Source organism: Curtobacterium sp. VKM Ac-2887 (assembly GCF_015350935.1).
Taxonomy (GTDB): Bacteria; Actinomycetota; Actinomycetes; order Actinomycetales; family Microbacteriaceae; genus Curtobacterium.
In genome coordinates this window covers 124,677-149,787 of record NZ_JADKSB010000001.1, presented here as the reverse complement: position 1 = coordinate 149,787, position 25,111 = coordinate 124,677, and the positions used below count along the sequence as shown (strand labels likewise).

At 69.8% G+C, this 25,111-nt stretch carries 25 protein-coding genes; 18 read left to right on the top strand and 7 right to left on the bottom strand.

Annotated elements, in window-relative coordinates:
* Positions 1-24 precede the first annotated feature (24 nt).
* The 4 genes from tsaB (at position 25) to ITJ69_RS20810 (ending at position 3,116) form a co-directional block, all read left to right on the top strand.
* Positions 25-660: a tRNA (adenosine(37)-N6)-threonylcarbamoyltransferase complex dimerization subunit type 1 TsaB gene (gene tsaB / locus ITJ69_RS00675; protein ID WP_194671726.1), complete on the top strand. Its 636-nt coding sequence runs from the start codon at positions 25-27 to the stop codon at positions 658-660.
* Positions 657-1,214, top strand: a complete 558-nt coding sequence (gene rimI / locus ITJ69_RS00670) for a ribosomal protein S18-alanine N-acetyltransferase (protein WP_194671725.1) — start codon at positions 657-659, stop codon at positions 1,212-1,214. The genes tsaB and rimI overlap by 4 nt, the downstream gene beginning before the upstream one ends.
* Positions 1,201-2,256 (top strand): tRNA (adenosine(37)-N6)-threonylcarbamoyltransferase complex transferase subunit TsaD, encoded by a 1,056-nt coding sequence (gene tsaD / locus ITJ69_RS00665; protein WP_111083431.1) that lies wholly within the window; start codon positions 1,201-1,203, stop codon positions 2,254-2,256. The genes rimI and tsaD overlap by 14 nt, the downstream gene beginning before the upstream one ends.
* An 89-nt stretch (positions 2,257-2,345) precedes the next feature.
* The gene (locus ITJ69_RS20810) at positions 2,346-3,116 is read left to right on the top strand and encodes a DUF4190 domain-containing protein (RefSeq protein WP_194671724.1); all 771 of its coding nucleotides are present in this window, start codon (positions 2,346-2,348) and stop codon (positions 3,114-3,116) included.
* Here ITJ69_RS20810 and ITJ69_RS00655 read toward each other — a convergent pair.
* Positions 3,109-4,299 carry a class I SAM-dependent methyltransferase gene (locus ITJ69_RS00655; protein ID WP_194671723.1) on the bottom strand — a complete coding sequence of 397 codons (1,191 nt, stop codon included), beginning with the start codon at positions 4,297-4,299 and terminating at the stop codon, positions 3,109-3,111. The genes ITJ69_RS20810 and ITJ69_RS00655 overlap by 8 nt on opposite strands.
* A gap of 160 nt (positions 4,300-4,459) precedes the next feature.
* Between ITJ69_RS00655 and groES the strand changes: the two genes are divergently transcribed.
* On the top strand, positions 4,460-4,756 hold the full coding sequence (groES, locus tag ITJ69_RS00650; protein ID WP_110893972.1) for a co-chaperone GroES: 297 nt from the start codon (positions 4,460-4,462) through the stop codon (positions 4,754-4,756).
* Between the two features lie 154 nt (positions 4,757-4,910).
* Positions 4,911-5,873, top strand: a complete 963-nt coding sequence (gene rarD, locus ITJ69_RS00645) for an EamA family transporter RarD (protein WP_181437351.1) — start codon at positions 4,911-4,913, stop codon at positions 5,871-5,873.
* 164 nt (positions 5,874-6,037) lie between these two features.
* On the opposite strand, the gene ITJ69_RS00640 is transcribed toward rarD, so the two are convergent.
* The 3 genes from ITJ69_RS00640 to guaB form a co-directional block, all read right to left on the bottom strand.
* Entirely contained in the window at positions 6,038-7,369 is a 1,332-nt protein-coding gene (locus tag ITJ69_RS00640) for an ABC transporter substrate-binding protein (protein WP_123936943.1), read from the bottom strand.
* A gap of 191 nt (positions 7,370-7,560) precedes the next feature.
* On the bottom strand, positions 7,561-7,944 hold the full coding sequence (locus tag ITJ69_RS00635) for a VOC family protein (RefSeq protein WP_123293171.1): 384 nt from the start codon (positions 7,942-7,944) through the stop codon (positions 7,561-7,563).
* Positions 7,945-8,018: 74 nt separating this feature from the next.
* A complete protein-coding gene (gene guaB / locus ITJ69_RS00630) occupies positions 8,019-9,521 on the bottom strand; it encodes an IMP dehydrogenase (protein ID WP_123293173.1) in 1,503 nt (500 codons plus the stop codon).
* Between the two features lie 242 nt (positions 9,522-9,763).
* Between guaB and ITJ69_RS00625 the strand changes: the two genes are divergently transcribed.
* The 7 genes from ITJ69_RS00625 (at position 9,764) to ITJ69_RS00595 (ending at position 17,409) form a co-directional block, all read left to right on the top strand.
* Positions 9,764-11,158 (top strand): branched-chain amino acid ABC transporter permease, encoded by a 1,395-nt coding sequence (locus ITJ69_RS00625; protein ID WP_323742865.1) that lies wholly within the window; start codon positions 9,764-9,766, stop codon positions 11,156-11,158.
* A gap of 12 nt (positions 11,159-11,170) precedes the next feature.
* Positions 11,171-12,157 carry a branched-chain amino acid ABC transporter permease gene (locus tag ITJ69_RS00620; RefSeq protein ID WP_123293176.1) on the top strand — a complete coding sequence of 329 codons (987 nt, stop codon included), beginning with the start codon at positions 11,171-11,173 and terminating at the stop codon, positions 12,155-12,157.
* The gene (locus ITJ69_RS00615) at positions 12,150-13,052 is read left to right on the top strand and encodes an ABC transporter ATP-binding protein (protein ID WP_123293178.1); all 903 of its coding nucleotides are present in this window, start codon (positions 12,150-12,152) and stop codon (positions 13,050-13,052) included. The genes ITJ69_RS00620 and ITJ69_RS00615 overlap by 8 nt, the downstream gene beginning before the upstream one ends.
* Positions 13,049-13,867, top strand: a complete 819-nt coding sequence (locus tag ITJ69_RS00610) for an ABC transporter ATP-binding protein (protein WP_123293180.1) — start codon at positions 13,049-13,051, stop codon at positions 13,865-13,867. The genes ITJ69_RS00615 and ITJ69_RS00610 overlap by 4 nt, the downstream gene beginning before the upstream one ends.
* Before the next feature lie 189 nt (positions 13,868-14,056).
* Positions 14,057-14,248, top strand: a complete 192-nt coding sequence (locus ITJ69_RS00605; RefSeq protein ID WP_123936942.1) for a hypothetical protein — start codon at positions 14,057-14,059, stop codon at positions 14,246-14,248.
* A 90-nt stretch (positions 14,249-14,338) separates the two neighbouring features.
* Positions 14,339-15,457 (top strand): GuaB3 family IMP dehydrogenase-related protein, encoded by a 1,119-nt coding sequence (locus ITJ69_RS00600; RefSeq protein WP_123339491.1) that lies wholly within the window; start codon positions 14,339-14,341, stop codon positions 15,455-15,457.
* Positions 15,458-15,522: 65 nt separating this feature from the next.
* On the top strand, positions 15,523-17,409 hold the full coding sequence (locus ITJ69_RS00595) for a glycerol-3-phosphate dehydrogenase/oxidase (RefSeq protein WP_123293182.1): 1,887 nt from the start codon (positions 15,523-15,525) through the stop codon (positions 17,407-17,409).
* Positions 17,410-17,489: 80 nt separating this feature from the next.
* Here ITJ69_RS00595 and ITJ69_RS00590 read toward each other — a convergent pair whose 3' ends face one another.
* A complete protein-coding gene (locus ITJ69_RS00590; RefSeq protein WP_194671722.1) occupies positions 17,490-17,993 on the bottom strand; it encodes a hypothetical protein in 504 nt (167 codons plus the stop codon).
* Positions 17,994-18,068: 75 nt separating this feature from the next.
* Between ITJ69_RS00590 and ITJ69_RS00585 the strand changes: the two genes are divergently transcribed.
* From ITJ69_RS00585 to guaA, 5 genes are read left to right on the top strand one after another with little or no spacing between them, the layout of a single operon-like run.
* On the top strand, positions 18,069-18,599 hold the full coding sequence (locus ITJ69_RS00585) for a cation:proton antiporter regulatory subunit (protein WP_071260110.1): 531 nt from the start codon (positions 18,069-18,071) through the stop codon (positions 18,597-18,599).
* 3 nt (positions 18,600-18,602) lie between these two features.
* Positions 18,603-20,054 (top strand): cation:proton antiporter, encoded by a 1,452-nt coding sequence (locus ITJ69_RS00580; RefSeq protein ID WP_132099123.1) that lies wholly within the window; start codon positions 18,603-18,605, stop codon positions 20,052-20,054.
* A 5-nt stretch (positions 20,055-20,059) separates the two neighbouring features.
* Entirely contained in the window at positions 20,060-20,839 is a 780-nt protein-coding gene (locus ITJ69_RS00575; protein ID WP_123293184.1) for an SURF1 family cytochrome oxidase biogenesis protein, read from the top strand.
* A 10-nt stretch (positions 20,840-20,849) separates the two neighbouring features.
* Positions 20,850-21,296 (top strand): DUF3817 domain-containing protein, encoded by a 447-nt coding sequence (locus tag ITJ69_RS00570; protein ID WP_111083416.1) that lies wholly within the window; start codon positions 20,850-20,852, stop codon positions 21,294-21,296.
* Positions 21,293-22,873: a glutamine-hydrolyzing GMP synthase gene (gene guaA / locus ITJ69_RS00565; protein ID WP_111083415.1), complete on the top strand. Its 1,581-nt coding sequence runs from the start codon at positions 21,293-21,295 to the stop codon at positions 22,871-22,873. Before ITJ69_RS00570 ends, guaA begins: the two co-directional genes overlap by 4 nt.
* 307 nt (positions 22,874-23,180) lie before the next feature.
* On the opposite strand, the gene ITJ69_RS00560 is transcribed toward guaA, so the two are convergent.
* Together ITJ69_RS00560 and ITJ69_RS00555 are read right to left on the bottom strand one after the other, a co-directional pair.
* Positions 23,181-24,044: a Bax inhibitor-1/YccA family membrane protein gene (locus ITJ69_RS00560; protein ID WP_194671721.1), complete on the bottom strand. Its 864-nt coding sequence runs from the start codon at positions 24,042-24,044 to the stop codon at positions 23,181-23,183.
* 36 nt (positions 24,045-24,080) lie between these two features.
* Positions 24,081-25,088: a DUF817 domain-containing protein gene (locus ITJ69_RS00555; protein ID WP_159570537.1), complete on the bottom strand. Its 1,008-nt coding sequence runs from the start codon at positions 25,086-25,088 to the stop codon at positions 24,081-24,083.
* Positions 25,089-25,111 lie beyond the last annotated feature (23 nt).

Sequence of the window (25,111 nt, the reverse complement as noted above, 5' to 3'; positions counted from 1 at the left end):
CCGCACCCCGCCTACGATGGACGGGTGCTCCTCGCCATCGACACCTCCGCCGGAACGTCCGTGGCCGTCGTCGACCCGGCCACCGGCACGCCCCTCGCCACCCGCGACACCGAGGACAGCCGCCGGCACGCCGAGGTGATCGGCCCGTTCCTGGCCGAGGCGCTGGCCGAAGCGGGCATCACCGGCGCGGACGTCACCGGCGTCGTCGCCGGCATGGGCCCCGGCCCGTTCACCGGTCTGCGCGTCGGCATCGCCGCCGCCCGCACCTTCGCCGCCGCGGTCGGCGTCCCCGTCCTGCCGCTCGTCAGCCACGACGCGGTCGCGGCCGACGAGCGCGACGGCCGACGGGACGGACCGTTCGTCGTCCTGACGGACGCCCGCCGGCGCGAGGTCTACTGGAGCGCGTACGACCAGACCGGCACGCGCGTTGCGGGTCCGGGTCTCGCCAGGCCCGCCGATCTCGACGAGGCGATCCGTGCCTCCCGGCCCGAAGCGGTGGGCTGGGACCGCGTGACGGCCCCGTCCATCCCTGCCTGGAGGCTCGGATCACTCGCCGCGGACCGCCTGCGGTCCGGCGCGGGGTTCGACCAGGACACCCCCCTCTACCTGCGGGAACCCGACGTCACGGTGCCGGGTGCGCCGAAGCGGGTGAAGCAGTGACGGTGCCGGACGGGCTCCGTCTGCGGCGGGCGCACCCGCAGGACCTCGACGACATCATGTGGCTCGAGCACGTCTCGTTCCCGACGGACGCCTGGTCGGCGTCGCAGATGTCGGGCGAGCTGTACTCGCCGCACGGGTACTACGTCGTGATCGAGACCGTCGACGACTCGGCCGCGCCGTCGGTCGTCGGGTACGCCGGACTGTCCTCGTTGGCGGGCAACCCGGTCGCCGACGTGCAGACCATCGCGGTCGCAGCCGAGCAGCGCGGTAAGGGACTCGGGCGGGTGCTCTTCACGGACCTCCTCGAGGAGGCCCGTCGCCGCGGTGTGCGCGAGGTGTTCCTCGAGGTCCGCGCCGACAACCCCGTCGCGCAGTCGATGTACACGGCGTTCGGGTTCGAGCACATCGCGACCCGGCCCCGGTACTACCAGCCGGACGGCGTCGACGCGTGGGTGATGCGGGCGGAGCTGCCGGTCGCAGCAGACGCGGCGCCGACGCCGACGACGTCGACCGTCGGCCCGATCGGACAGGAGGCGCTCGATGAGCGTGGCTGAACCACTGGTGCTCGGCATCGAGACGAGCTGCGACGAGACGGGTGTCGGGATCGTGCGGGGGAGCACGCTGCTCGCGAACGTCATCGCGTCGAGCATGGACGAGCACGCCCGGTACGGCGGCGTCGTGCCCGAGGTCGCCGCGCGGGCGCACCTCGAGGCGATGACCCCGACGCTGCACGAGGCACTCGAGCGGGCCGGGGTCACCCTCGACGAACTCGACGCCGTTGCGGTCACCGCCGGGCCGGGTCTGGCGGGCGCGCTCATGGTCGGGGTCGGTGCCGCGAAGGCGCTCGCCGTCGCCACCGGCAAGCCCCTGTACGGCGTGAACCACCTGGTCGGGCACGTCGGTGCCGACGTCCTGCGCACGGACGGCAGTGACATCGAGCTGCCGACGATCGCCCTGCTGGTGTCCGGCGGGCACACCTCGCTGCTGCTCGTGAAGGACCTGGTCGGCGACGTCGAACTGCTCGGCGAGACCATCGACGACGCCGCGGGTGAAGCGTTCGACAAGGTCGCGCGGCTGCTCGGCCTGCCGTACCCCGGCGGGCCGCAGATCGACCGGGCCGCGGCCGACGGCGACCCGAAGGCCATCCGGTTCCCCCGCGGCCTGACGCTGCCGAAGGACCTGGCCGCGCACCGGTACGACTTCTCGTTCTCCGGACTGAAGACCGCCGTCGCCCGCTGGGTCGAGCGCTGCCGCGACGAAGGGCGCGAGGTGCCCGTGGCCGACGTCGCGGCGAGCTTCCGAGAAGCCGTCGTCGACGTCCTGCTGACCAAGGCCCTGAACGCGTGCCGCGACACCGGCGTGGACCGGCTCCTGCTCGGTGGCGGTGTGGTCGCGAACGCTCGGCTACGGCAGGTCGCCGAGGAGCGGTGCGCCGCTGCGGGGGTGCAGCTGCGGATCCCGCCGTTCGACCTGTGCACGGACAACGGCGCCATGATCGCTGCCGTCGGCGCACGCCTGGTCGCCGAGGGGCACGCGCCGAGCGACCTCGGGATCGCGGCCGACTCGACGTTGCCGGTGACGACCGTCCAGGTCTGAACCGTCCGGGCTCCGACCGGTCGGCCCTCGGGTGCCTGTGGGAGGATTCACGTGGCGTCGGAGAGACCGGGCGCCGAGAGGGGTGGACGGTGTCCGATCAGAACGAGTGGCCGAAGCCGGGCGAGACGACGCCGGGCGGCACGACCGGCGGGCAGCCCGAGGGGACGTCCGCTCCGGACGCACCGCAGGCCCCCGACGCACCACAGGCCCCGTCGGCTCCCGAGCAGCCGCAGCAGTCCAACCCGTACGGGCAGCAGCAGCCGTCGAACCCGTACGCGGCACCGCAGCAGCCGAACCCGTACGGTCAGCCGCAGCAGTCCAACCCGTACGGCCAGCCGCAGCCGTCGAACCCGTACGCGGCTCCGCAGCAGCCGCAGAACCCGTACTCGGCACCGCAGGCGCCGCAGGACCCGTACGGCGCCGCCCAGAACCCGCACGGCCAGCAGAACCCGTACGCGCAGCCGCAGGGCGGTCAGAACCCCTACGCGCAGCCGCAGCAGCAGCCGTACGCGCCCGCGGGTGCCTACGGTGCGACGGCGTACCAGCCCTACGCGCAGCGCCCGAAGACGAACACGCTGGCGATCCTGTCGATCGTGTTCGGACTCGCCGCCGTCCTGATGTGGTTCATCGCGATCCTGCTCGGCCCCGCCGGCGCGATCCTCGGCCACGTCGCGCTCGGCAAGATCAAGCAGAACGGTGAGGCCGGCCGAGGGCTCGCCCTGACCGGCATCATCGCCGGCTGGGTGATGACCGGCGTCTGGCTGATCTGGATCGCCTTCATCATCTTCCTCGGCGTGATCGGCCAGAGCTCGTACTCCGACTACGGCTACGACTCGGGGACCGGCGCGTTCCTCAGCTGAGCCGCTCGCACAGGATCGCGGTGTGCCGGCCCTCCAGTCGGGTGAGCACGAGGGTCACACGACCGGCCCCGCGTAGCCGCAGGCGCTTGCGGAACTGCGCCGGGTCGACGTCGACGCCGCGCTTCTTGATCTCGACGGTGCCGATGCCGTCGGCGGCGAGCCGCGCTGCGAGCCGCTTGACGTCGAGCGGCATGGTGTCGAGCACCCGGAAGCCCTGGGCGAAGGGCGTGGTCGCGGCGCGGTCCGAGGTGACGTACGCGATCCCGTCGGAGAGCATGTGGCCCTCCAGGGTGCGGGCGAGGTCGCCGATGAGCCGTGCGCGGATGACGGCGCCGTCCGGTTCGTACAGGTAAGCCCCGAGTGGCCCCACCTCGGCGTCCTCGGAGTCTGCCGGGCCGGTCATCTCGGCGATGCCGTGTGCACCGATGACGGTCGCCGCTCGGCGGATGCCCGGTCGGGCGAGTGGCCCGAACCACAGCGCGAGCTCGACGACCTCGCGGTCGACGGACGTCCACTGCGCCTCGGCGGTGTCCGGGATCAGGTCGCGGTCGATGCCCGGCCCGAGCTTCACGCCGGTCGGCGTCGTCGTCGCGGTGGCGAACACGGTGTCCAACGAGGGTGACCAGTCGTCCGGGTCGGCCAACCGGCGGGTGTCGGAGTGGCCGGAGGTCCGACGTGCGGGGTCCATCCAGATGCCGTCGACGCGGGAGACGTCGAACGAGGCCGCGTCGCCCAGTTCGACCCGGGCGTTCGGCCACACCGCGAGGTTGTGCGTGGCGACCGCCGCGGTGACCTCGTCACGGTCGACCGCCGTGACGTCGAGGTCGAGGGCCGCCATCGCCATCGCGTCGCCGCCGATCCCGCACCCGAGGTCGGCGACCCGGGTCAGCCCGGCAGCGGCGAAGCGCCCGGCGTGCTGCGCGGCGACCTGCAGGCGGGTGGCCTGCTCGAGTCCGGCCTCGGTGAAGAGCATGCGTCCGGCGAAGTCGCCGAACTTGCCACGGGCCTTCTGCCGGAGCTTGGCCTGGGTCAGGACGGCCGCGACGAGCTGCGGGTCGTGGCCCTCGGCACGGAGCCGCGACACCACCCGGACGATCTCGCCGCCGTCCGAGACACCGGGGGTACGGTCGAGCAGGGCCATCCCGTCGGGGGTCAGCAGTGCGGCGAGTTCGGCGGCTTCCATGTCCCGATCCTCCCAGGTGCTGGATGTTCCCCTGATGTGCTGGCACTCGGATTGACCGAGTGCCAGTGGCCCCCTAGAGTTGGCGTTGGCACTCTCCTGTGCGAAGTGCCAACCCGGTTTTCATCTGTACCGAGTCCGTACCGAGAAAGAAGAGGTCACCGTGGCCGTCAGCATCAAGCCGCTCGAGGATCGCATCGTCATCCGCCAGGTCGAGGCGGAGCAGACCACTGCATCCGGTCTGGTCATCCCCGACACCGCGAAGGAGAAGCCCCAGGAGGGCGAGGTCGTCGCCGTGGGCCCCGGTCGCATCGACGACAACGGCAACCGCGTCCCGCTGGACGTCGCCGTGGGTGACAAGGTCATCTACTCCAAGTACGGCGGAACCGAGGTCAAGTACTCGGGCGAGGACCTGCTGGTCCTGTCGGCCCGCGACGTCCTCGCGGTCGTCGTCAACTGAGTCCAGTACTCCACGCGAACGCCCCGTTCGGCCTGTCGGCCGGCGGGGCGTTCGTGCGTCTGCGGGCTTCCGGTAGATCCGTTGCGTGCACGTGCTCCGACCGGGAGGCCCGTGGCACGCCCGGCCCGTCGGTGGCCGTTCCTAGGATGGTTCCGTGAGTGAACCGAGTCCCGCGCGACCCGTCCGCAGCGAGGCATCCGTCGGCGTCGTGCAGGCGATCATCGCGTACGGGCTCTGGGGCCTCATGCCCCTGCTCTTCGCGGCGATGGCCCCGGCCGGCGCGTTCGAGATCGTCGCCTGGCGGATCGTCTTCGGGCTGGTGTTCTGCGCGGTCGCGATCGCCGTCACCCGCTCGTGGCTCCGGACCCGCACCCTGATGGCGCAGCGCCGGGTGATGGCGGTGATGGGGCTCGCCGCGGTCCTCATCCTGGTGAACTGGACCGTGTACGTCCTGGCGACCACGACCGGCCACACGGTCGAGGCCGCCCTCGGGTACTTCATCAACCCGCTCGTGACGATCGCGCTCGGCGTCGTCGTGCTCCGCGAACGCCTGCGGCCGGCGCAGTGGGCCGCGGTCGGCATCAGCGTCGTGGCGGTCGTCGTGATCGCCGTCGGCTACGGCCAGGTGCCGTGGATCTCGCTCGTGCTGGCGTGCTCGTTCGGCCTGTACGGCCTGGTGAAGAAGCGCGTCGGTGGCACCGTCGACGCGCTGAGCGGTCTGACGATCGAGACCGTGTGGCTGCTGCCGATCGCGGTCGTGGCGCTGGTCGTGCTCGGCGCGACGGGGCTCGGCGGCGGCGTGACGTTCACGAGCGAAGGCTGGGTGCACGTCCTGGTGACGGTGCTCACCGGCCCGGCGACAGCCGTCCCGCTCCTGCTCTTCGCGTCCTCGGCGCGTCGGGTGAGCCTGTCGACCCTCGGGTTGACGCAGTACCTGGCGCCCGTGATGCAGCTGCTCGTCGGTGTGGTGGTGCAGCACGAGGCCATGCCGCCCGCGCGCTGGTTCGGCTTCGGGATCGTGTGGTTGGCGCTCGTGGTGCTGACGGCGGACTCGTTCGCCGCCGCGCGGGCGTCCCGTCGCCGAGCGCTCGCACCTGCTCCGGCCGAGCCGGCCTGACGGACGCGCCCCGGGCCTCCAGTCCGTCTGTCCGCGCCGCGCCTGGCCCGAGTCTCGGCGTGTGCGACAGTTCTCGCGTGCGCGAAACCGAGAAACGTCGCTGGGCCCGAGTCTCGGCTCCGTGAAGCCGAGACTCGGGCCCAGAGTGGGACCGGTAGTGGTGGTTACTTCTTGACCGCGCCCTGGATGGCGCTCTGGTAGACGGGCTTGTTGTCGCCGTCGAACTTGTAGATGCCGATGTAGGCGCTCGACGGGTCGTTGTTGTCGTCGAACGGACCGATGCCGGACGGGCCGGTGTAGTGGATGTCCTTGCCGTCGTCGAGGAGCGCGACGCACTCCTTGAACGTGGCGCACTCGGTGCCGCCGTCCGCTCCGGAGACCGCAGCCATGTTGGCCTGGATCGTGCCCGAGTCGGTGCCCTTGCCCTTCACCGCAGCGAGCGCGGCGAGGACGGTGGCGTCGTAGGACTCCGCCGCGTACGAGTAGTCGGCGAGCGTCTTGTTCGACGAGTCCTTGTAGAAGGCGGACAGCTGCTTCTTGAAGTCGTCCTTCGGCGAGGCACCGGGGATGGTGCCCTGGGCGCCGGTCAGGGTGCCCTTGTCGAAGTCCTTCGAGTAGTCGGCCGTGTTGCCGTCGGACATGTAGATCTTCGCCGTGTTCCCCTGCGAGACGAGCTCCGGGATGATCGACTTCGTCTCGTCGAAGGCCAGGACGACGATCGCGTCCGGCTTGGCTGCGAGTGCGGCCGTCACCTCGGACGAGAACGTGGTCTGACCGGGCGGGAACTCCTGGCCCTCGCCCTTGCCGCCGTAGACGACCTGGCCACCGGAGGCCTCGACCGCGGACTGCACCGAGTTGCGGAGGCCCGTGCCGTAGGTGTCGTTGAAGACGAGGAACGCGACCTTGGCGTTGCCGTCACCGGTCACGAGCTGACCGAGCGCCGAACCCTGCACCGAGTCCGGCGGAGCGGTCCGGTAGTAGTACGACGAGTAGCCGGACAGGTCGCTCGCGGTGTTCGCGGGCGAGATCTCGACGATGCAGTTGCTGGTGAGCTGGTCGATGACGTTGAGCGTGACCGACGAGGACTCGGCGCCGATCGCGACCGGGACCTTCGCGTTCACGAGCTTCGTCGCGGCCGAGCTCGACACGGTCATGTCGTTGCTGTCGCCCGAGTCCGTCGCCGGGTCGATGGTGACGTCCTTGTCGAGGACGCCGCCCGCGGCGTTGATGTCCTTGACCGCGAGGCCGACACCGGACTCGGCGGGCGGGTTCAGGTACGCCAGCGAACCGGTGAGCGGCAGGATCGTGCCGATCTTCAGTGCGTCGGTGCTGGGGGTGTCGGGGGCCTTGCAACTGGCGGCGGGGTCCTTCTTCGCATCGCTCGACGCCGAGCTGGACGGGGAGTCGCCGCTGCTGGTGGTGGAACACGCGGCGAGCAGGACGGCTGCTGCGCCTGCCAACGCCAGTGCCGTGGTGGCACGGGTGGTTCTGATCATCCGTGGAGCCCTTTCTCTGCGCGGAGGCCGTGCCGCTTCGGGTCGAACGCGGCGCCTCCACTGGATGTCGAGAAACGTAGGGTCCCGGTGTTTCGCCCGTGTGACGGGGCGGTACGGAAAGTGTTTCGTTACCGAGCCGTGATCGTTTCTGTGCGGAGGATCAGGGATCGGCGAGCCGCGCAGCCCGCGCGTCAGCCGTCGAGTTCAGCCACGGAACGCAGCACGCAGAACTCGTTGCCCTCCGGATCGGCGAACACCACCCACCCACCGTCGTCGTGTCGGAGGTCCGCGAGTTCGGTCGCACCGATGCCCCGCAGCCGCTCCACCTCGGCATCGCGCGTGCGGTCGGTGGGACGCAGGTCGAAGTGGATCCGGTTCTTCACGGACTTCGCCTCGGGCACCTGGATGAACAGCACCTGGTGCGAGCCGTCGGGAGCGGTGATCATGCACTCCTCGTGCCCGGGGCCGTTCGGGTCGTCGGCGATGTCGACGTAGCCGAGGACCTGCTTCCACCACTCCGACAGAGCGAAGGCGTCACGGCAGTCGATCGTGGTGTGGGAGACGGCGCTGACCATGCCGTGACACTACTGCCGGCAGACGACGAACGCCCCGCTCCGGTGGGGAGCGGGGCGTTCGGGGTGCAGTCGGCTCAGCTGCGGTAGTTCGGTGCCTCGACGACCATCTGGACGTCGTGCGGGTGCGACTCCTTGAGCCCGGCAGCCGTGATGCGGACGAACTTGCCGCGGGCCTTGAGCTCCGGGATCGTGCGGCCGCCGACGTAGAACATCGACTGCCGGAGTCCACCGGTGAGCTGGTACACGACGTTGCCGACCGAGCCGCGGTAGGGCACCTGGCCCTCGATGCCCTCGGGGATCAGCTTGTCGTCGTTGGGGACGTCCGCCTGGAAGTAGCGGTCCTTCGAGTACGAGGTCTTCTTGCCGCGGGTCTGCAGTGCGCCCAGGGAGCCCATCCCGCGGTACGCCTTGAACTGCTTGCCGCCCACGAAGACCAGGTCGCCGGGGGACTCGTCCGTGCCGGCCAGCAGCGAACCGAGCATGACGGTGTCGGCGCCGGCCACCAGGGCCTTGGCGATGTCGCCCGAGTACTGCAGGCCACCGTCGGCGATGATCGGCACGCCGGCCTCGCGCGCAGCGAGGGACGCCTCGTACACGGCGGTGACCTGCGGGACGCCGACGCCAGCGACGACGCGGGTGGTGCAGATCGAGCCGGGTCCGACGCCCACCTTGACGGCGTCGACACCGGCGTCGATGAGCGCCTGCGCACCGGCACGGGTCGCGACGTTGCCGCCGATGACGTCGATGTCCGCGAAGGACGGGTCGGCCTTGAGACGGCGCACCATGTCGAGCACGCCTTCGCTCTCGCCGTTGGCGGTGTCGACGACGAGCACGTCGACGCCCGCGTCACGCAGGGCCTCGGCACGCTGCCAGGCGTCGCCGAAGAAGCCGATCGCGGCACCGACGCGCAGTCGGCCCTCGTCGTCCTTGGTGGCGTCCGGGTACTGCTCGCTCTTGTCGAAGTCCTTGACGGTGATGAGGCCGCGGAGCTTGCCCTCGGCGTCCACCAGCGGGAGCTTCTCGATCTTGTGCTGCGCGAAGATCGCGATGGCTTCTTCGGGGTCGATGCCCTCCATCGCGGTGATCAGCGGCGCCTTGGTCATGACGTCGCGCACGAAGGTGGTCGACTGCTCGAACGTCGCCACGAACCGCATGTCGCGGTTGGTGATGATGCCGACGAGGGTGCCGTCCGCTTCGACCACGGGCAGGCCGGAGACCCGGAACTGTCCGCAGATCGCGTCGACCTCGGCCACGGTGGCGTCCGGGGTGGTGGTCACCGGGTTGGTGATCATGCCCGACTCGGAGCGCTTGACCTTGTCGACGTAGGCCGCCTGGTCCTCGATGGAGAGGTTGCGGTGGAGGATCCCGATGCCACCCTGCCGCGCCATGGCGATGGCCATGCGGGCTTCGGTGACGGTGTCCATCGCTGCGGAGAGCAGCGGGACGTTGACGGAGATCCGCCTGGTGAGCCGGGACGCGGTGGACGCCTCGCTCGGGATGACGTCGGTGTGCCCCGGCAGGAGCATGACGTCGTCGTACGTGAGTCCGATGAATCCGAACGGATCCGGCTGGTCCATGGGTCCCCTTCGTGGGCGAGTGAAGTGGTCGAGACACCGAGAACGCAACGGCGGGTTCCGGATAGGACATGGTAACGCGCGTGGGCCGTCCCGCTATTCCGCGTTCCGCCTGGGAGAACGGATCGCGGCGCTCCTCCACACAGGTCACGGTTGCGCGACGACTCACAGCGGGAACGAGTTGGAAACACGGGTGTCACACAATCCCCATAGCGTCACTCGACATCCGAACGAGAGGCTCTTCCGTGGGATCCATCACTCCTCCGGGACGGGCGCAGCCGCGCCTGTTCCGCCTCCGCCAGGCCCGGCGACGACCGGTCCTGGCGGCCGTGCTCGTCGCCGCGTTCCTGGCGACCTTCCTGATCGACTGGGCGGTCACCCTGCCGGCCTTCAGTGCCACGTCGGCACCGGCGACCAGCCAGGCCTGCACCGTCAGCCCGACGAACGGGTGCATCCAGGGCACGATCACCGACTCCGAGCGGGAACCGGCCGGCGACGTCGACGTCGACGTCGCCGGGCCCGGCGGCTTCGCCGAGACCGCCACCACGAACGCCGACGGCCGCTGGTCGGTCAGCGTCGACGAGGCCGGCGAGTACACCGTGAGCGTCGACCAGGACACCCTGCCGAAGGGCCAGTACCTGACGAACGCGGCGGACGCGGAACGCAAGGTCCAGGCGACCCTGAACGCCAACGTCGGGCAGATCTTCCAGCTGTCCGACCAGAAGGGCGCCACCACCACGACGGACTCGTCGAGCGTCAGCCCGCAGCGGGCCTGGCAGCAGTTCGCCTCGGGGATCCGCCTCGGCCTGCTCATCGCACTGGCGTCGATCGGCCTCTCGCTCATCTACGGCACGACGGGGCTGTCGAGCTTCTCGCACGGCGAGCAGGTCACCCTCGGCGGGCTGCTGGCCTACGTGTTCGCGAACCAGCTCGGCTGGAACATCTGGGTGACCGGTATCGTCGTCACGCTGCTGTGCGCGGCGACCGGGTACCTGCAGGACGCCGGGATCTGGCGGCCACTGCGGCGCAAGCGGATCAGCCTCACGCAGCTCATGATCGTGACGATCGGTCTGTCGATCGCCGCCCAGTACGCGTTCCAGTACTTCTTCGGCGCCGCGACCGTCCGGATCCAGCAGGGCAACCCCGAGACCGTCCGGTTCGCCGGGGTCACGCTCACGGTGCAGTCCTACGTGGCGATGGGCATCGCGCTGGTCGTCCTGATCGCCACCGGCCTGTTCCTGGCGAAGACCCGCTTCGGCCGGGCCACCCGCGCCGTGTCGGACAACCCGGCGCTCGCCGCGGCGTCCGGCATCGACGTCGACCGGGTCATCCGGTTCGTGTGGACCCTCGCCGCGGGTCTCGCCGGCCTGTCCGGCGTGATGCTCGGCCTGGTGCTGAACGGCGTGAACTGGCAGACCGGCCTGCAGCTGCTCCTGCTCATGTTCGCCTCGGTGACCCTCGGTGGTCTCGGGACGGCCTACGGCGCGCTGGTGGGGTCGATGATCATCGGCGTCGTCGTCGAGCTCACGAACCTCGTGCTCCCCGGTGACTTCAAGTACGCCACCGCCCTCGTCATCCTCATCCTCATCCTGCTGTTCCGGCCGCAGGGCATCTTCGGCCGCGCCGAGCGGGTCGGCTAAGGGAGCACGCGCATGGACTACATCCTCAACCTGCTGTCCTCGCTCACCCAGGAGGCCCTCGCCCCGACCACGGCGGCGTTCGCCCTGGCAGCCATCGGACTGAACGTGCACTTCGGCCTGACCGGGCTCGTGAACATGGGGCAGGCGGCGTTCCTGCTGCTCGGCGCCTACGGCTTCGCGATCTCGATCACGAACGGGCTGCCGTTCGTGATGGCCGTGCTCATCGCCCTGCTCGTCGCCATCGTGTTCGCGATCATCCTCGGCGTCCCCACGTTGCGGCTCCGCGGCGACTACCTGGCGATCGTGACGATCTCCGGCGCCGAGATCATCCGCATGGTCGGCCGCTCCAGCCTGCTGACCACGACGACGGGTGGCTCCAACGGCATCACCGGGTCGAGCTACCGCGACCCGTTCACCGCCCTGAGCCCGCTGCCGGACGGCACCACGACCATCCTCTGGTTCACCTACGCGAACAACGGCGTCAACGGCTGGTGGATCCGCATCGCCGCCTGGGCCCTCGTCGCGCTGTTCACCTTCGTGCTCTTCCTGCTCATGCGCAGCCCCTGGGGCCGTGTCCTGAAGGCGATCCGCGAGGACGAGGACGCCGTCCGCTCCCTCGGCAAGAACGTCTACTCGTACAAGATGCAGGCGCTCGTCTTCGGTGGTGCGCTCGGAGCGCTGGCGGGGATCATCTACGTCCTGCCGAGTTCGGTGCAACCGGACGCCATGGGCCGCTCGATGACGTTCTTCATCTGGACGGCGCTCATCCTCGGCGGTGCCGCGACGGTGTTCGGCCCGGTGCTCGGCGCAGTGCTGTTCTTCGTCGTCCGGCTCTTCATCCGCACCCTGGCCGGCGACTTCATCCCCGACTCGATCATGAACGCCCAGCAGGCCGAGCAGTTCTCGTACGTGCTCGTCGGCGTCGCGCTCATGCTCCTGATCGTGTTCCGACCACAGGGCCTGCTCGGCAACAAGAAGGAGCTGACGTTCAGTGTCTGAGACCTACGGCTACACGAAGGCCGACCCGATCCTCACGGTCGACGGCGTCACCCGGCACTTCGGCGGCATGACCGCCGTGGACGTCGACCACCTCGAGGTCCAGCGCGGCTCCATCACCGCCCTGATCGGCCCGAACGGCGCCGGCAAGACGACCTTCTTCAACCTGCTGACCGGCTTCGACAAGCCCAGCCCCGGTGCCAGGACACAGTTCAACGGCGCCACGCTGCAGAAGACCAGCGCGACCCACATCGCCAACCGCGGCATGGTCCGTACCTTCCAGCTGACGAAGGCGTTGTCGCGGCTCACCGTGATGCAGAACATGCTGCTCGGCGCCCGCGACCAGCCCGGCGAGAACTTCTTCGCCGCGCTGATCAAGCCGGTGTGGGCGAAGCGCGAGCGGGAGATCACCGCGAAGGCCGAGGACCTCCTCGCCCGCTTCAAGCTCGACGACAAGGCGGACGACTACGCCGGGTCGCTGTCCGGCGGCCAGCGGAAGCTCCTCGAGATGGCCAGGGCGCTGATGTCCGACCCGACGATGATCATGCTCGACGAGCCGATGGCGGGCGTGAACCCCGCGCTGACGCAGTCGCTGCTCGGGCACATCCAGTCCCTGCGCGACGACGGCATGACCGTGCTGTTCGTCGAGCACGACATGCACATGGTCCGGCACATCTCGGACTGGGTGGTCGTGATGGCCGAGGGCAAGGTCGTCGCCGAGGGCCCGGCGGACACCGTGATGGACGACCAGGCGGTCATCGACGCGTACCTGGGTGCGCACCACGACACCGACCTGGGTGACGACTCGCTCCTCACCGAGGAGACCTTCGAGGAACTGGCGGAGGAAGTCGCGGAAGAAGACGCGGCGGACGCAGCAGCAGAGGAGAAGACCCGATGACGGACGCAGTCGACCCCACGAACGCGAGCAGCGCCTCCAGTCCGGAAGCGCCGAAGGCGAGCACCGCCACGCTGGAACGCGAGCCGGTGCTGAGCGCGAAGAACCTCGTCGCTGGCTACCTGCCGGGGGTGAACATCCTGAACGGCTGCGACCTGGACTGCTACCCCGGTGAGCTGATCGGGATCATCGGGCCGAACGGCGCGGGCAAGTCCACGCTGCTCAAGGCCCTGTTCGGTCTCGTGTCGATCCGCGAGGGGTCGGTCACGTTGCAGGGTGAGGACATCACGAACCTCAAGGCGAACAAGCTCGTGCAGGCCGGCGTCGGCTTCGTCCCGCAGACGAACAACGTGTTCCCGTCGCTGTCCATCGAGGAGAACCTGCAGATGGGGCTGTACCTGCGGCCCCGCAAGTTCGCGGAGCGCCTCGAGGTCATCTACGACCTGTTCCCGGTGCTCGCGCAGCGCCGCGGCCAGCGGGCGGGGTCCCTGTCCGGCGGTGAGCGGCAGTCGGTCGCCATGGCGCGTGCGCTGATGATGGACCCGAAGGTGCTGCTGCTCGACGAGCCGAGTGCCGGGCTGTCCCCGGTGCGGCAGGACGAGACGTTCCTGCGGACCCGCCGGATCAACAAGGCCGGTGTGTCGATCGTCATGGTGGAGCAGAACGCGCGACGCTGTCTGCAGATCTGCGATCGTGGGTACGTGCTCGACCAGGGGAGGAACGCGTACTCGGGCACGGGGAAGGAACTCGCGGACGACCCGAAGGTCATCGAGCTGTACCTCGGGACGCTCGCCAAGGACGTCGACGCGGGGCGCTAGCGCACTGTGTCGACTGCGGGTACCGCTGTGGGGGTGGTATCCGCGACGGGTGGGGCCGTGCGTGGTCGCTTCGCGCCGCACGGCCCCGCTCCTGCATGCGGTTGTCTGTTGGCCCACCCCGGTGCGTGGCCGGCTCCGGTTCTGCCGGGAGGCCCGCCCCGCGTCCGCCGGGTCGGTATCGTTCCGCAGGTGCAGAGACTGTCGGCGGGCGCGATGGACGCCCTGGTGTGGGTGGTCTTCATCGCGCTGTTCGTCGGTGCGGCGCTGCTCGTGAAGGTGGCGGCTGCGCTCCTGGTTGTGCTCGTGGTGCTCGCGCTCCTGCTCGGCTTCGTGTTGCGGGTACTCCGCAAGCGACGCCGGACACCGCGCCGCCCCCGCTGACCGCGCCGCCCCCGCCGCCTCGCGGCCCCTGCCGCGGTCCGCACCGTCCGGTCCGTGCACGCCCCCGGACCTGCCCGGTAGGCTTGCCGGGTGAGCGAAGTCGAGATCGGTGCAGGCAAGCGCGGACGTCGGGCGTACGCGTTCGACGACATCGCGGTGGTCCCCTCCAGGCGCACGCGTGACCCGCGCGACGTCAGCGTGCAGTGGTCGATCGACGCGTTCACCTTCGCGTCGCCGATCCTCTCCGCGCCGATGGACTCCGTGTCCTCGCCGGCCACGGTCATCCAGATGGGCAAGCTCGGCATCCTGGGCGTCCTCGACCTCGAGGGGCTGTGGACCCGCTACGAGGACCCGACGCCCTACTACGACGAGATCAAGTCGCTCACCGACGGCAACGTCACGAAGCGCATGCAGGAGATCTACTCCGAGCCGATCAAGCCGGAGCTGATCACCGCGCGCCTGGCCGAGATCCGTGCCGCCGGGGTGCCGGTCGCCGGCTCGCTCAGCCCGCAGCGCACGCAGGAGTTCTCGAAGACGGTCGTCGACGCCGGTGTCGACCTGTTCGTCATCCGCGGCACGACGGTCTCGGCCGAGCACGTGTCGCAGAACGAAGAGCCCCTCAACCTCAAGAAGTTCATCTACGAGCTCGACGTCCCCGTGATCGTGGGCGGTGCCTCGACGTACACGTCGGCGCTGCACCTCATGCGCACCGGTGCCGCCGGTGTCCTCGTCGGCTTCGGCGGCGGTGCTGCGTCCACCACGCGTGCCGCGCTGGGCATCCACGCGCCGATGGCCACCGCGGTCGCCGACGTCGCGGGTGCCCGTCGTGACTACCTCGACGAGTCGGGTGGCCGCTACGTGCACGTCATCGCCGACGGCGGTCTCGACACCGCCGGCGACATCGTCAAGGCGATCGCGGTCGGTGCGGACGCCGTCATGCTCGGTACCGCGCTCGCCCGTGCCACCGAGGCGCCGGGTGGCGGCTTCCACTGGGGTGCCGAGGCCCACCACCCGGAGCTGCCCCGCGGCCGCCGGGTCGAGGTGGGCACGATCGCCCCGCTCGAGAACGTGCTGAACGGCCCGACCCCGACGTTCGACGGCCGCGCCAACCTCGTCGGTGCGCTGCGCCGCTCGATGGCGACGACCGGATACTCCGACGTCAAGGAGTTCCAGCGAGTAGAAGTGGTCGTGGCGCCGTACCACCAGTGATCCTGGTGGCACCCGCGCACCGACGCGGGTGACGCTTCGGCGCCGACCTTGACCCGGAGGCGACGATGGCGAAGTCCAGCACCACGAAGCAGACCAGTTCGGCCGGACGTCCTGGCGACGTCGTGCCGGGGGCGGGGTTCGACCCCGCGGCCAAGCTCGGCCCCGACGAACGCGCGGCGGCGATCGAGACCCTCAAGACGAAGGAGCTCGACGTCCTGGTCGTGGGCGGCGGCATCGTCGGTGCGGGCAGTGCGCTCGACGCCGTCACCCGTGGCCTGACCGTCGGCATCGTCGAGGCCCGTGACTGGGGTTCCGGCACGTCGAGCCGTTCGTCGAAGCTCGTGCACGGTGGCATCCGCTACCTGGAGCAGTTGAACTTCGGGCTCGTGCGCGAGGCCCTCATCGAACGCGGCCTGCTGCTGCAGCGGATCGCCCCGCACCTGGTGAAGCCGGTGCGCTTCCTGTACCCGCTCAACCACCGCGTGTGGGAGCGGTTCTACATCGGCATCGGCATGGCGATGTACGACGCCTTCAGTTGGTCCGGCGGTCGTCCGCCCGGGGTCCCGCACCACCGGCACCTCAGCCGCACGCAGGTGCTCCGTTCGATGCCGTCGCTCAAGAAGGACGCCTTCGTCGGCGGCATGACCTACTACGACGCCCAGGTCGACGACGCCCGCTACGTCGCTTCGCTCGTCCGCACGGCGGCGTCCTACGGTGCGCACGCCGCGAGCCGGATCCGGATCGAGGGCTTCATCAAGGTGGGGGAGCGCGTGGTCGGCGCCCAGGCCCACGACATCCAGACCGGCGAGCGGTTCGAGATCCGCGCGAAGCAGGTCGTGAACGCCACGGGCGTCTGGACCGACGACACCCAGGCGATGATCGGCACCCGCGGGCAGTTCAAGGTGCGGGCGTCGAAGGGCGTGCACCTGGTCATCCCGCGCGACCGGTTCCAGTCGAACATGGGCATGATCCTGCGCACCGAGAAGAGCGTGCTGTTCGTGATCCCGTGGGGCCGGCACTGGCTGGTCGGCACGACCGACACCGACTGGTACCTCGACAAGGCGCACCCGGCGGCGACCGCGGCCGACATCGACTACATCCTCGAGCACGTCAACAAGGTGCTCCGCGTCCCGCTCACCCGTGAGGACGTCGAGGGCGTCTACGCCGGCCTCCGTCCCCTGCTGGCGGGGGAGTCCGACCAGACCTCGAAGCTCAGCCGCGAGCACGTGGTGGCGCACACGGTGCCCGGGCTCGTGGTGGTCGCCGGCGGCAAGTGGACCACCTACCGGGTGATGGGCAAGGATGCCATCGACGAGGCCGTCGCCGCGATGGACGGCAAGATCCCGGCGTCGACGACCGAGGACATCCCACTGCTCGGGGCCGAGGGGTACCCGGCCGCGTGGAACCGTCGCGCACGGACCGCCCGCAGCTTCAACGTGCACAAGGTCCGCATCGAGCACCTGCTGAACCGCTACGGCACCCTGGCCACCGAGGTGCTGCAGCTCGTCGAGCAGGACCCTGCCCTGGCCGAGCCGCTGCCGGGAGCCGACGACTACATCGGCGCCGAGGTCGTGTACGCCGCCTCGCACGAGGGAGCCCTGCACCTGGAGGACGTCCTCGCCCGCCGCACCCGCATCTCGATCGAGGCCTGGGACCGTGGTGAGTCGGCGGCCCCGGTCGCCGCGAAGCTCATGGCCGACGTGCTCGGCTGGGACCAGGAGACCACCGAGCACGAGGTGTCGAACTACCTGAAGCGTGTGGCCGCGGAACGCGAGTCGCAGCTGCAGCCCGACGACGAGAGCGCGGACCGTGTGCGGCTCGAGGCACCGGACATCGCGTTCGGCTTCGACGAGGACGACGTCGTCGTGGGCGGCGGCCGCAGCAGCGGCGCGGAGGGCGCGAAGGCGTCCGACGAGCAGGTGGTGGGGGAGAAGACGAGCGAGCCGGAGTAGCGACCCGCGTTGCGGACGCGGCCACGGGCCTCCAGGCCGGAAGACCGGGAACACCGGACGGGAGGCCCGTGGTGCGTCCGTCAGACGGCGCGCGCCCGCAGGGCGGCGCGGCGCACGTGCACCGCCTGGCCGACGACGAGCACGACCGGCACCGCGATCAGCGCGACGAGACTCGTGACGTACAGCACACCGGACCAGATGGTGTGGGCGCCGCCGCCGATCCCGTAGCCGTCCGCGACGTCCATGCCGAGTGCGAACCCGCTCCAGAACGACGCCGGAGCACCGAACGCCACGACGGCGAGCAGCACCGTCGCCATCACGTGTGCGGTGGCTCGGGTGACCAGCAGCAGCACGGAGAGTCCGGCGGCGAGCAGGACACCGACCGCGGCGACCACGATGACGATCACCGTGTCGGTCCGCACCGAGAAGCCCTGGCTGGTGAGCTCGGCGTGGATCTGCGCGAGCGACTGCCCCGGCACCGCGCCGAGCGGATCCAGCACGAGCGCGTTGAGCGCCAGCAACCCCGCGTACAGCGTGACGACCAGCGTCCCGACGACCCCGACGACGATCCGAGTTCTCCCCATCCACAGAACAGTAGCGACCGGAATGCGCGGGGCCGTGCGGTGGTTAGCATGGGCGTACTCGAAAAGGGAGCCATCATGGTCGACGTCCATCGCGTCAAACTCCCCGGAGTCGGCGTGCTGCACAGCTTCTACACCGACGACGGTGGCAAGTGCGGTGTCATCACGCACCGGTCGGGTCACTCCGACCTCATCTCGTTCGCCGACGTCTCCGACGGCGCGGACAAGTCCGAGAAGGTCTCGCTGCGCCTCAGCGAGGACGAGGCGCACACCCTCGCCGAACTCCTGGGCGGCACCCGGATCACCGAGGGCCTCGACAAGCTCGACGAGATCCCCGGGCTGTCCATCGACTGGTTCTCGGTCGACTACGACGACGCGATCGCCGGCAAGCCGCTCGGCGACCTGCACGACTCCGGCTTCATCGGCCTGACCGTCGTGGCCGTCGTCCGTGGCGACAGCGCCAACCCGGCACCCTCGCCGGACTTCGTCGTCTTCCCCGGTGACACCATCGTCGTCGCCGGTTCCCCCGAGAAGGTCGCCAAGGCCTTCTCCTTCTACCGCAGCGGAGAGCTTGCGGCCGCATCGGCCGAGGCCCCGCGGAAGAGCTAGCGCATGCACCTGGGCGGTGAACTGCTCACCATCGGTGTGCTGTTCGTCATCGCCTACGTGCTCGGGCGGCTCGGCAAGACCATCGGTCTGCCGGCGATCCCGATCTACATGATCGTCGGGCTCATCGCGAGCCCGCACACGCCGTGGATCGGCCTGAACGTCGAGTCGCACACGATCGAGCTCATCGCGACGTTCGGGCTCATCCTGCTGCTGTTCAACCTCGGGTTGGAGTTCGACCAAGAGGAGTTCTACGGCAACGCCGGCAAGCTCCTGGTGTCGGGCGGCACCTACGTCGTCATCAACATGGGCGTCGGGTTCGCGTTCGGGTTCTCGCTCGGCTGGGGCACCCGTGAAGCCCTGATCATCGCCGGCATGACGGCCACCTCGTCGAGCGCGATCGTCACGAAGCTCCTCATCGAGCTGCGACGACTCGCGAACGACGAGACCCCGATGATCCTGGGCGTCACGGTCATCGAGGACGTCTTCATCGCCGTCTACCTGGCGATCGTGTCCGTCGTGCTGTCCGGCGACACCAACGCCTGGGCCGTCGTCGGCAAGCTCGCGCTCGCGTTCGGCTTCCTCATCGTGATGTTCACGCTCGCCCGGTTCGCCGGCAAGTGGGTGTCGAAGATCTTCGCGACGCGTGACGACGAACTCTTCACGGTGCTGTTCTTCGGGCTCGCCGTGATGTTCGGTGGCATCGGCGACCTGCTCGGCGTGACCGACGCCATCGGTGCCTTCGTCATCGGCCTGCTCTGCGGAGCGACCCGGTACCGCGACCGCATCGAACAGCTCGCCCTGCCGATGCGTGACGTCTTCGCCGCGTTCTTCTTCGTGAACTTCGGCCTCGGCCTCGACCTGTCGACCTTCGGCGAGGTGCTCTGGCCGGTCCTCGGTGCGATCGGCATGACGGTCGTGCTCAACGCGGTCGCCGGGCAGATCGTCGCGCGCATGAACGGCTTCAACGTCCAACAGGGGATCAACACCGCCGTCATCCTGGTGAACCGTGGCGAGTTCGCGCTGATCCTCGCGACGCTCTCGGCTGCCGCCGGACTGGAGGCCCGGATCACCGCGTTCGCGGGCCTCTACGTCCTCGTCATGGCGATCCTCGGGCCGCTGCTCGCGGTGAACTCGGAGCGGATCGGCCGCCTCGTGGTGCGACCCGCCCGCCTCGCCCGCCTGCGCGGACGACTCGGTGGCCGCCGAGCGGTCGCAGCGGCTGCCGCCGCCGAGGCAGCAGAGGCCGAGGAAGCCGAAGCAGCGTCCGCCGCCGCGGTCCGCCGTGCCGAGCGGGACCGCCAGTTCGCGGAGGAGTTCGCGCTCGTGGAGGCCGCTGGCAGGGACGAGCAGGAGAATGGGTCACCGGAGGCGACCGACGAACCCGTCACGTCGCCCGTCGAGATCCCCACCGAGCGCCCCGAGCGTCCGGTCCGACAGCGCGATCCGGAGTACTGATACAGATGTGGGCCGTTGCCCGACGACCGAGGTGGATCGCGCTGCTGTTGCTGGCGCTCGTGCTCGCGGCGGTGTTCGCCGGGCTGGGCAAGTGGCAGCTCGAGCGGAGCATCGCCAACGGCAAGCCGCTGCCGGAGACCACCGAGACCCGCAAGACGCTCGATGCGGTCACCGCCCCGGAAGAACCCGCGAGCGAGACCATCGCCGGCCAGAAGGTCACCGTCACCGGCACGTTCGTCGCCGGCGACACCACGATCCTGACCGGCCGCACCGGGGGTGGGACGTACCAGACCGTGGGTCACTTGGTGGACTCGGATGGTGGGGCGAGCCTCCCGGTCGTCATCGGGTGGTCCGACCAACGGTCCGCCGCCGTCGCCGGTGGTGACCGCCTGACGGACGGGCAGACGCTCACGGTGCAGGGCCGGTACTACCCCGCCGAGTCGCCCGACCAGGACACCTACAAGCAGGCTGAGTACTCCGCCGTGGCACCCGCGCGCTTCGTGAACACGTGGAAGGCGTTCGACGACCGGATGTACCTCGGGTACGTCGTCGCCGACGGTGCCACCGCGCAGGCCGCCGACCTCGGCACCATCGCCGACCGGGCGCCGTCGCGCGAGGTCCAGTTCGACTGGCTGAACCTGTTCTACGCGATCGAGTGGGTCGTCTTCGCCGGCTTCGCGGTGTTCCTCTGGTACCGGTTCGTGAAGGACGCCTGGGAGCGCGAGGAAGAGGAGCGGCGTGAGGCTGCCCTCAGCGTCGACGGGGCCCTCGCGGACCGACGGTAGGCTGGTCGTCATGGCCTTGACCGTCCGAACCCGCGACATCCCGAAGATCCCGGGTGCGGTGAAGTGGTACCGCGTCTCCGCGTACATCACCGGTGTGCTGCTGCTGGCCCTCGTGATCGAGGTCATCATCAAGTACACGCCGCTCCAGCTCGAGATGCAGCTCGGCAACGGCCCGTTCTTCGTGCCGAACGGCACGGCCGGCGAAGCACCCGGCACGTTCAACCTGTCGATCGCGATCCTCATCGCGCACGGCTGGCTGTACGTCCTCTACCTCTTCACGGACTTCCGTCTGTGGAGCATCATGCGCTGGAAGCCCTCCCGCTTCCTGCTCATCGCCCTCGGTGGCATCATCCCGTTCATGTCCTTCGTGGTCGAACACCGCATGCAGCAGAAGGCCATGGACACCTACCACGAGCTGATCGCTGCCCAGCAGCGTGAGAAGGAGGCCGCTCGGTGAGCGAGACCGAACAGCGTCCCGTCCTCGTCGTCGACTTCGGGGCCCAGTACGCGCAGCTCATCGCGCGTCGGGTCCGTGAAGCGAACGTCTACAGCGAGATCGTCCCGCACTCCATCACGGCGGAGGAGATCCGCGCGAAGGACCCCGCAGCCATCGTGCTGTCCGGTGGGCCGTCGTCCGTGTACGAAGAAGGTGCACCGTCCCTCGACGGCGACATCCTCGACCTCGGCGTCCCCGTGCTCGGCATCTGCTACGGCTTCCAGGCCATGGCGACCGCCCTCGGTGGCGAGGTCGCGAACACCGGCCTGCGTGAGTACGGCGCGACGTCCGTCGACGTCAGCGGCACCGACAGCGTCCTGCTCGGCGGGCAGCCCGGGTCCCAGGTCACGTGGATGTCGCACGGCGACTCCGTGGCGAAGGCCCCCGAGGGCTTCGAGGTCCTCGCGTCGAGCGCGTCGACCCCCGTCGCGGCCTTCGCGTCCGACGAGCGCAAGCTCTACGGCGTGCAGTGGCACCCCGAGGTGAAGCACTCCGAGCACGGCCAGGCCGTCCTCGAGAACTTCCTGCACCGCGCCGCCGGTCTGCCCGGCGACTGGAACTCGAGCAACGTCATCGACGAGCAGGTCGCCCGGATCCAGGCCCAGGTCGGGTCGAACCGCGTGATCGCCGGCCTGTCCGGCGGTGTCGACTCCGCCGTCGCCGCAGCCATCGTGCACAAGGCCGTCGGTGACCAGCTCACCTGCGTCTTCGTCGACCACGGGCTCCTCCGCGCCGACGAGCGCAAGCAGGTGGAAGAGGACTACGTCGCTTCCACCGGTGTCCGGCTCATCACGATCGACGCCGAGCAGCAGTTCCTCGACGCCCTCGCCGGCGTGAGCGACCCCGAGCAGAAGCGCAAGATCATCGGGCGCGAGTTCATCCGCACGTTCGAGGCCGCGGCCGAGGCACTCGTGCTCGAGGCGCGCGGGGACGGTGACGACGGCGAGGTCAAGTTCCTCGTGCAGGGCACCCTCTACCCCGACGTCGTCGAGTCCGGCGGCGGAGCGGGCACCGCGAACATCAAGTCGCACCACAACGTGGGCGGCCTGCCCGAGGACATGACCTTCGAGCTCGTCGAGCCGCTCCGTGCGCTCTTCAAGGACGAGGTCCGTGCCGTCGGTCGCGAGCTCGGTCTGCCCGAGGTCATCGTCGGCCGCCAGCCGTTCCCCGGACCGGGGCTCGGCATCCGCATCGTGGGTTCGGTCGACAAGCAGCGGCTCGAGCTGCTCCGCGCCGCCGACAAGATCGCGCGCGAGGAACTCTCCGCAGCGGGCCTCGACGGGGAGATCTGGCAGTGCCCGGTCGTCCTGCTCGCCGACGTCCGCTCCGTGGGTGTCCAGGGTGACGGCCGCACGTACGGGCACCCGATCGTGCTCCGTCCGGTCTCGTCCGAGGACGCCATGACCGCGGACTGGACGCGCCTGCCGTACGACGTGCTCGCGAAGATCTCGAACCGCATCACGAACGAGGTGCCCGACGTCAACCGGGTCGTGCTCGACGTCACGTCGAAGCCGCCGGGGACGATCGAGTGGGAGTGACGCTCCCCTGAACGACCGGAGGCCCGGCACGCCCTGCGGGCCGGGCCGCCGCGCGTCCGGGGGCGGCGCTGCCGGGGGAGTGGGTGCTGCTGGGGGTCGTCGAGTGGCGACAACACCCCGCGGGCCCGGTGCCGAGCGGTCACGAACTGTCGATTGGCCCCGGCCCGGGCGACACTTCGTGACCACTCGCCGGGCGACCGGCGGGGTGTTGCGACCACTGGCGCTGCCGCCGCTCCTGCCCACAGCCCTGCTCCGGGAACGACGAAGGGCCCCGGCAACGCCGGGGCCCTTCGTGGACGCGGTGGTGCTAGTTGCGCGCGCTGCTCGCGACGATGGCGAGGATGCGCAGGATCTCGAGGTACAGCCAGACGATCGTCATGATCAGGCCGAACGCCGCGGTCCAGGCGTAGATGCGGGGAGCTCCACGACGGACACCGGTCTGGATCTGGTCGAAGTCGAGGATCAGCGAGTACGCCGCCATGACCACGACGAGGATGCCGATGATCACGCCGAGCGGGATGCCGAAGACGGTGATCCCGAGGGCACCGAACGCGGTGTTCGTCACCCCGGTCCACATCAGGACCAGATTGATGAGCGAGAACGCCATGTACCCGACCATGGCGACGAGGAAGAAGCGCGTGGCCTTCGGTGTGGCGCGGACCTTGCCCGATGCGAACAGCGCGAGCGTGACGGCGAAGACACCGAGTGTCCCGAACACCGCCTGGGTGACGATGCCGCCCCACATCGAGTTGTACGCGCCGGAGATGCCACCCACGAACAGGCCCTGGGCGAAGGAGTACGCCAGGACGAGGCCCGGTGAGGGCTTCTTCTTGAACATGTTCACGAGCGCCAGGACGAACCCGACGACGGCGCCGATGATCCAGACGATCGGGGGCAGGTTCCAACCGGCCACTGCACCGACGACGAGCACGCCGAAGGCGAGCAGCGTCTTGACGATGGTGTCCTCGTACGACATGCGGTCGGTGTCGACCGTCGATGCCGCCGGGCGGTCGTACATGTACTGCAGCTGCTCGGGGGTCATCCCGCCCTGTGCCTGCTGCGGGGTCTGTCCCCAGCCGGCCTGCTGCTGACCAGCGCCACGCCCGCCCCAGGTGTTGGGTCCCTGGGCGTTGAAGGCGGGGGACTGGTCGAAACCGGGCTTGAAGGCCATGGTGTCCTCTTCCTAGGAGATATGAGTCCTCTCAGCCTAGGTGCGCTCGGTCGCGGAAGGCTGAGGATTCGCGGCGAGCGGACGCGGGCCCGGAGGCCCTGACGACGGCAGCCTATGGGCACCCGCTGCGCGCGCGCCTCGAAGTCGTCGAGAGTCCGCCGTCCAACGCGCCGAGCCGGACGGCAGCGCCGAGCCCGACGGCACCGCCGGGTAGAGCCAGGTGACGAGCGCGACCGAGATCGTCATGAGCAGGAACCAGGCCACGATCTTCGTCGGGGCCACCGGGTGCCAGACGGCGAGCTGCGCGGGGTAGCTCCACGCTCCGGCCCAGGTCGCGACGTTCTCGGCGAGCCAGATGAACACGGCGACGAGTCCCATGGCGACGAGCACCGGCATGCGCATCGTCGCTCGGTGGATCCGGACGTGCATGGTCGTGCGGGCGAAGAGCAGGACGACGAGTGCGAGCAGGACCCAGCGGGCGTCGGGCAGGAAGTGGTGCCCGAAGAAGTTCAGGTACACGCCGGCAGCGACGACGGCGAGCAGCCACTGCCGCGGGTACCGGTCGAACCGCAGGTCGAACAGGCGGTGCACACGGACCATGTACGACCCGACCGCGCCGTACATGAACCCGGAGAACAGCGGGACCCCGGCGATGACGAGCAGCCCGCCGGGTTCGTACGACCACGAGCCCATGCGCGTCTTGAAGACCTCCATGGCGGTGCCGACGACGTGGAAGAGCAGGACGACCCGGAGTTCCCGCACGGTCTCGAGCCCGAACACGAGCATGCCGAGCTGCAGCAGCACCGCCACGGCGGTCAGCACGTCGTTCCGGAACGCCGCCGGCACGGTCAGTGAGGCCCCGGCCATCGAACCGAGCAGCAGCGCCCCGAACGCGCACGCCCACGCCTGCTTCGCGCCGAACACCAGGAACTCGGTGACGAACAACCGGACGGGCCGGTGCGGCTGGTGCCCGGCGTCGAGCAGTCGGCGGGCGGCACGGTCGATCCTGGCCTCGACGGCGGTGGAGAGCGATCGGACGGTCATGCAGCGATGGTCAGCGCCGATGC